This window comes from Mycobacterium sp. TH-M25 (assembly GCF_057473665.1).
The window spans coordinates 1-6,467 of record NZ_JBYCLA010000167.1; the positions used below are offsets into that span (position 1 = coordinate 1).

Consider the following 6,467-nt stretch of genomic DNA (forward strand, 5'->3'; position numbering starts at 1 on the left):
GGGTAGATCATCTGGGCGGGTTGGCTGAGTTACTGGGTTACGGGCGGGTGTCGACGAGCGATCAAAGCCCGCAACGGCCAGGTCGATGCCCTGACCGCGGCCGGCGCCGCGCGGATCTGGACCGACGTGGCCTTCGGGGTGCGGGGGTCCCCTTAGGGCTCGCGCAGTAATTAAGTGGGTTCTGTTGGGCGTGTCGCGGTGTGGCTGGCGGTGAGCGTGTAATTCCAGTCGCCGTGGAACTCGTGACGGTGCAGTTGGGTGGCTTGCAGGGCGGCGATCTGCTTGTCGGTGATCTTGATGCCGCGGGCGTAGGTGGTGGTGTCGAGCACCGCGTTCACGGTCAGGCCGGTGGATGTGGTTGTTGCCCTGAGAGTTTCGATCACGACTTCGTGGGATTCCAGAGGGCGTGCGCGCCAGTTGCGGCTGATCGCGGAGAACAGCCGGTGTTCGATTTTGTTCCATTTGGAGGTGCCTGGCGGCAGGTGGCAGACCGTGATGTCCAGGCCGGCTTCGGTGGCAAAGGCGGCGAGTTCGGTTTTCCACAGCCGCAGCCGCGATCCATTGGAGCCACCGGAGTCCGCGGTGATCAGCAGCTTGCCCGATCCCGGATAGCTGCCGGCGCCCATCGTGGTCCACCAGCGGCGGATCGATTCCACCGCGAACGCGCCGGTGTCGGCGTCGGTGCCGACATTGACCCAGCCGGTATTGGCGGCGATGTCGTAGACCCCGTAGGGCGCCACCTTGCCCAGCGCCTTGTCGGCGAAGTCATGCACCTTCACCGGGCGCGGTGATCCTGCGGGCTCCCATTCGCGGCCGGCAGCTTTGTAGTTGCCGACGAGTTCCTTCTTCTTTGTGTCCACGCTGATCACCGGGTCGCCGTTGGTCTGGAATCGTTGCACGTGGGTGTTGAGATAGCCGAACTGGGCATCACGATCCGGATGCTGGGCGCCTTCGAGGGTTTTCGAGTTCGCCTGCAGGCTGTAACCAGCGGCTTTGAGCAACTTGGCCACGGTGCGCGGCGACGCCCGATGCCCGGCGGCGGTCAGCTCGGCGGCCAGCTTCGCCGTTGACTTGGTCGTCCACCGCAACGGCGACTCCGGATCACCACGCGAGACCGGGTCCACCAGGGCTTCCAGCGCGGCCACCAGATCGGGGTCGGTCACCGCCAACGGCGGGCGCCCCGCGCCTGGTCGTCGCACCCGCCCCGGAATCGGTTCGTCGCCATCGAGTTCGCGCACACCGGCCGCCACGGTATCCGGATGCACCGCGGCAGCCGCCGCGACCAGCTTGATTCCCCCTCGGCCCAGCACCCTGGCCTCCGCGCCGAGCAACAACCGCCACGCCCGCTCGTCCAGATGCGGGCGGATCAACGACAAACGAGCGGCGGTCGAATCGGAATCCACAGCAGGCAGCGTCATACCACAAGTGTGCACACACCAAACTAGAAAACCTAATTAATTACTGCGCGAGCCCTTACATCGGAAATCGAGCCGGCTTCATCGGCCGAGGCCCGCCAGTTAGGGCTGTGGACCCCCGGCCGCGATGGCCGTCAGCGTCGCGAACTGTTCGCCGTCCAGCGACGCCCCGCCGACCAAGGCACCGTCGACGTCATCCTGGGCGACGAGCTCGCCGATGTTCTTGGCATTCACCGAGCCGCCGTAGAGCACCCGCACGGCGTCGGCAATTTTCGGGGACGCCAGCACGCCCAGCTCTTCACGCACCGCCCTGCAGACCTCCTGGGCGTCGGCCGCGCTGGCCACCCGCCCGGTCCCGATCGCCCACACCGGCTCGTAGGCGATGACAACCTTGTCGATCTGCTCGGCGGACAGCCCGGCCAGCGACCCGCGCAACTGCTCCCGGCAGTGGCTGACATGATCGCCGGCCTCACGCACCTCCAGGTGCTCGCCGATGCAGACGATCGGTGTCAGCTCGTGTTTGAGCGCCGCCTTGGCTTTGGCGGCCACCAGCGCGTCGTCCTCGTGGTGATAGGTACGCCGCTCGGAGTGCCCGACCACGGCATAGCTGCAACCCAGCTTGGCCAGGAACGCCCCGCTGATCTCGCCGGTGTAGGCGCCGGAGTCGTGCTGCGAGATGTCTTGCGCGCCGTAGGTGAGCCGCAGCTTGTCACCATCGACCAGGGTCTGCACGCTACGCAGATCGGTGAACGGCGGAATGACCGCGACGTCGACCTTGTCGAAGTACTTGTCCGGCAACGAGAAAGCGATCTTCTGCACCAGTGCGATGGCCTCGAAGTGGTTGAGGTTCATCTTCCAGTTGCCGGCAATCAGCGGCTTGCGACTCATCGTCGTCCTTCGGTTAGTGGTCTCGCTCGACAGTTCGGTGGGGCCGGGAGTTGCCTTCCCCGCGTCGAGATCGACGTTTGGCACGCCTGCCCTTGAATTTTGCCGCCATAACGTCGATCTCGGTGCGTAATGGCATCTAAGTGTTCAACACTTCGAGACCGGGCAGCGTCTTGCCCTCAAGGTGTTCCAGCGACGCCCCGCCGCCGGTGGAAATGTGCGAGAAGCCGTCCTCGGGTAGGCCCAGCGCCCGCACCGCGGCTGCGGAATCCCCGCCGCCGACCACGCTGAACGCGCCTTTGGCCGTCGCGGCAGCGATCACTTCGGCCACGCCTTTGGTGCCCGCGGCGAAGGCCGGGAATTCGAAGACCCCCATCGGGCCGTTCCAGAAGATGGTCTCGGCGTTGCCCAGCAGCTTGGTGAACCGGATCACCGTCCCCGGTCCGATGTCCAGACCCATCATGTCTTCCGGAATCGCATCGGCCGCAACAACTTTCGACGGCGAGTCGGCTGCGAATTTGTCGGCCACCACGATGTCGACCGGCAGCCGGATGACGTCGGCGTACGTGTCGAGCAATCGCTTGCAGGTGTCGATCATCTCGGTCTGCAGCAGCGACGTCCCCACCGGAAGTCCCATCGCGGCCAGGAATGTGTAGCACATGCCGCCGCCGATCACGATGCTGTCGGCTTTGGTGGCCAACTGCTCGATCACGCCGAGCTTGTCGGAGACCTTGGAGCCGCCGAGGATTACCGCGTACGGCCGCTTCGTCGAACCGGTCAGCCGCTCGAGCACCGCGACCTCTTCGGCGACCAGCGTGCCGGCATAATGCGGCAGCAGCGTCGCGACGTCGTAGACGGAAGCCTGCTTGCGGTGTACCACGCCGAAACCGTCGGAGACGAAAGCCCCCGTGGAGCCGACCAAGTCGGCCAGCTCACGCGCCAACGCCAGCCGCTCCGCGTCGTCCTTGCTGGTTTCCCGCGGGTCGAATCGAATGTTCTCCACCAGCAGGACATCCCCATCGGCCAGCTGGCCGGCGCGAGCTTTGGCGTCGGCGCCCACGACGTCGTCGGCCAACTGCACGTCGCGACCCAGCAGCTCACCGAGTTTCGCGGCGACCGGCGCCAGCGACAGCGACGGATCGGGCTCCCCCTTGGGCCTGCCCAGATGCGCCGTCACCACCACGTTGGCGCCGGCATCGGCCAGCGCCCTGATCGTCGGCACCGACGCGGCGATCCGACCAGGGTCGGTGATCACGCCGTCGTGCAGCGGCACGTTCAAGTCGGAGCGAACAAGGACGCCGCGACCCGAAATCCCCTGCGCGAGAAGGTCGTCCAGGTTCGGGATGCTCATGGTCTACAGCGACTTGCCGACCAGTGCGACCAGGTCGACCAGGCGGTTGGAGTAGCCCCATTCGTTGTCGTACCAGGACACCACCTTGGCCTGGTTGTCGATCACCTTGGTCAGGCCGGAGTCGAAGATCGAGCTGTGCGGGTCGGTGACGATGTCGCTGGAGACGATCGGGGCGTCGTAATACTTGAGGATGCCCTTCATCGGGCCGTCGGCGGCGGCCTTCATCGCGGCGTTGATCTCGTCGGCGGTCGCGGATTTCTTCAACTCCGCAGTGAGGTCGGTAACCGAGCCGGTGGGGATCGGCACCCGCAGCGCGTAGCCGTCCAGCTTGCCCTTGAGTTCGGGCAGCACCAGGCCGATCGCCTTGGCGGCGCCGGTCGAGGTCGGCACGATGTTCAGCGCGGCGGCCCGCGCCCGGCGCAGGTCCTTGTGCGGACCATCCTGCAGGTTCTGGTCCTGGGTGTAGGCGTGGATGGTGGTCATCAGGCCCTTGACGATGCCGAACTCGTCGTTGAGCACCTTGGCGATCGGCCCGAGGCAGTTCGTGGTGCACGAGGCGTTGGAGATGATGTTCTGGCTGCCGTCGTACTTGTCGTCGTTGACGCCGAGCACGATGGTGATGTCTTCGTCGGTGGCGGGCGCGGAGATGATCACCTTCTTGGCGCCGGCATCCAAGTGGCCCTTGGCTTTTGCGGCATTGGTGAAGATACCGGTGGACTCGACGACGACGTCGACGCCCAGGTCGCCCCACGGCAGCGCCGCCGGTCCCTCTTTGACCTCCAGCGCCTTGATCTTGTGGTCGCCGACGACGATGGTGTCCTCGCCCTCGAGGCTGACGTCGTAGGGCAGCCGGCCCAGGATCGAGTCGAACTTCAGCAGATGCGCCAGGCTGGCGTTGTCGGTGAGGTCGTTGGCCGCCACCACCTCGATGTCGGTGTCGGCGCCCGCGGCCTGCTGCGCCAGCAGGGCCCGGTAGAAGTTGCGCCCGATACGACCGAAGCCGTTGATGCCTACCCGGACCGTCACGTGTGTCTCCTTTGATGCCGACGAATGCTCGCCGTCAGCCTAATCGAGGCGCCCAGCGGTCGCGCGGACAGTGACCGACCAGCGGCGCGGCCCTTGGCTCCAGGCTGGTCGTTGATCCGCGGCAAGTGATGCTACGAGGTGATGGTGGTGGGAAACGGGAGATCGTCGCGCGCGATGTCGTGCGGGAAGCATGGGGAGCTTGCGATAATCGTCGGCGGGTAGCCGGGCGGGCTTGACACTTTGATCTGGAGAATGAAGCCGTCAGGTGCGTAGCCGAATCGGTTGGGTTGGCGGAAATCGTCACGCTCAAACACCCACCAGCCCCAGCTTTTCCAGATTTCGCCTACAACGCTAATGATCTTGTTGAAGTCGCTGCCGGGCGGTTTGAGTTCGCCGATAGTTGAAAATTCTTCCGGTGGGTTGGTGTTGAGGGGAGCATCGCTGCACGGCGCCGTGGTTCCCGGGCTGCCGTAGCGGGAGGCGTCGATGACTGTCCCGGGAGGCAATGCACTCAGTGTCTTTTTAAGGTAGCCGAGCACGGTGTCTTGGGCTTGCTGCTGGCTGGTAGGGATGACCGGCTGCTGCTTCCACCCGGGCGGAGGCGGTGGAGCGGATGTCATAGGTGGTCCTCCGAGGATCGTCGCGCCAGTGGGAATCGGTGGGCCGAGCGGTTGACTGTCGTGACAGGCGACGGCCAGTAGCCCGACTGCTGCCGCGAAGACCACCAGGCGTGAGGCTTGACGTGTAACACGTGTGAGTCCATCGGGCACGGTTTCTATCCTGTCGCCGGATACGGTGCTGGCGTTCCCGCGATTACCGCGCCTAGGTTATCCAAAGCTGGAGTATTTGGGTTCCAGTAGCCGCTATGGGCTTCCAGGCTGGGCAACTCTTTGCCTGGACCGCTGCCCAAATTAGTTCCCGCGTAAAGGTCATGTGCCCCGAAATCAGTCCTTGTCGGATCGGGTCCGAGGGTGAATTGGGTGACTAGGTTGGCCGGTCCGATCGGGTCGTGCGGGTCGGTCATGGCATATACCGTGCCGCCTGGATTAATGCTGAGGTCGCCGGCGTGGTCCACCAACATGCCGGGACTGGCGACCGCGACGATGTTGTTCGCCGCGAGGTGATGCCCGTCGGAGGCTGCGGCGCCGACCAACGTGGTGCCGTAACTGTGCCCGACGACGGTGTCGATGGACGGTGCCCCGATGTGGGAGGCACGCATCCCGTTTTCGAACGAATCCAGCGCCCCAGCACCGTGTTCGGCGTAACTGGGCCACGGCGCCTGCCCGAGCACCGACATCGGACGGTCATATCCCAGCCACGCTGTCACCGACACGTCCCCGGGGCGGAGGTCGTGGTTTGCGTCCATCGCCGCCTGATACATCCGCGATGCCCGCGTGGTGTTGTCGCTCATGTTGGTCAAGTCGTCGCCGGTGCCCGGGACCAGGATGCCGTTGCGGGTGGCGGTGTCGGGGTTGCCGATGGACACCGCGGCGTGCCCTTTGTCGTCGATGTAACCCAGATAGCGTTTCGGAGTTCCAGGCGGTGCTTTCATGGCGTTTTGGGCGCCGTGGAATTCGTCGAGAGAGTGTTTGGCGGCTTGCAGTCGCGGCCCGAGTGCGGCGAGCTCGTTGCCTGTCGCCGCGCTGTGGTCACCCTCGACGACCTGGCAGGCGAGTTGGTCGTAGCGTGCCTGCATCCCGTCGACACTGGCTTGCGCCTTGTGAGTCAGCTCATCGAGGTGGCGTTCGTTGAACACAGTCTTGTCTTCGAACGGCATTCCCGGATGGGTA

Annotated in this window: 5 protein-coding genes and 1 pseudogene; all 6 read right to left on the reverse strand. The window is 65.1% G+C overall.

What is annotated here, in order from left to right; genetic code table 11:
• Positions 1 to 176: 176 nt before the first annotated feature.
• Positions 177 to 1,418 (reverse strand): annotated as a pseudogene (locus AC2VOU_RS05755) (ISAzo13 family transposase); the annotation flags it as partial.
• 99 nt (positions 1,419 to 1,517) lie between these two features.
• Complete coding sequence (gene tpiA / locus AC2VOU_RS05760) at positions 1,518 to 2,303, reverse strand: triose-phosphate isomerase (protein ID WP_486956503.1); 786 nt, start codon at positions 2,301 to 2,303, stop codon at positions 1,518 to 1,520.
• Positions 2,304 to 2,439: 136 nt separating this feature from the next.
• Positions 2,440 to 3,651, reverse strand: a complete 1,212-nt coding sequence (locus AC2VOU_RS05765) for a phosphoglycerate kinase (RefSeq protein WP_486956504.1) — start codon at positions 3,649 to 3,651, stop codon at positions 2,440 to 2,442.
• A gap of 3 nt (positions 3,652 to 3,654) precedes the next feature.
• Positions 3,655 to 4,677, reverse strand: coding sequence for a type I glyceraldehyde-3-phosphate dehydrogenase (gene gap, locus AC2VOU_RS05770; protein WP_486956505.1), 1,023 nt, complete (start codon positions 4,675 to 4,677; stop codon positions 3,655 to 3,657).
• Between the two features lie 131 nt (positions 4,678 to 4,808).
• Entirely contained in the window at positions 4,809 to 5,297 is a 489-nt protein-coding gene (locus tag AC2VOU_RS05775; RefSeq protein WP_486956506.1) for a hypothetical protein, read from the reverse strand.
• A gap of 155 nt (positions 5,298 to 5,452) precedes the next feature.
• Positions 5,453 to 6,467, reverse strand: a 1,015-nt coding sequence (locus AC2VOU_RS05780) for an alpha/beta hydrolase (protein ID WP_486956507.1), incomplete at its 5' end; no start/stop codon positions are given.

Coding starts and splice junctions, on each gene's coding strand:
- AC2VOU_RS05775 (WP_486956506.1), bottom strand. CDS start 5,297: ATGACATCCGCTCCACCGCCTCCGCCCGGGTGGAAGCAGCAGCCGGTC.
- AC2VOU_RS05765 (WP_486956504.1), bottom strand. CDS start 3,651: ATGAGCATCCCGAACCTGGACGACCTTCTCGCGCAGGGGATTTCGGGT.
- tpiA (WP_486956503.1), bottom strand. CDS start 2,303: ATGAGTCGCAAGCCGCTGATTGCCGGCAACTGGAAGATGAACCTCAAC.